The following is a 402-nucleotide window of genomic DNA, read 5'->3' as shown; positions in this document are numbered from 1 at the left end:
TGCGAACGCCACGGCGCGCAGTTGATCGTCAACGACGACGCCGAACTCGCCGCGCGCCTGGGCGTCGGCCTGCACCTCGGCCAGACCGACGGTTCGCTGTCGGCGGCGCGCGCCCTGCTCGGCCGCCAGGCGATCATCGGCGCCACCTGCCACGCCCAACTGGAACTGGCCGAGCAGGCGGTGGCCGAGGGCGCCAGCTACGTCGCCTTCGGCCGCTTCTTCAATTCCAGCACCAAACCCGGCGCCCCCGCCGCCAGCGTCGAACTGCTCGACCAGGCCCGGCCGCGCCTGCACCTGCCGATCACCGCCATCGGCGGCATCAGCCTCGACACCGCGCCCGGCCTGATCGCCCGCGGCGTCGATCTGGTCGCCGTGATCCATGCGCTGTTCGCCGCCGCGTCC

1 protein-coding gene is annotated in these 402 nt (G+C 73.4%); it reads left to right on the top strand.

All coding sequences use genetic code 11. The features are described from left to right. On the top strand, positions 1-402 hold a 402-nt coding region (locus tag FLP08_RS17205; protein WP_156278146.1), incomplete at both ends, for a thiamine phosphate synthase.

Origin of the sequence: Christiangramia aestuarii (genome assembly GCF_009735585.1) — a bacterium.
Classification (GTDB): domain Bacteria; phylum Bacteroidota; class Bacteroidia; order Flavobacteriales; family Flavobacteriaceae; genus Christiangramia; species Christiangramia aestuarii.
The sequence above is the reverse complement of the archived record's forward strand: the minus strand, read 5'-3'. Positions and strand labels throughout refer to the sequence as shown.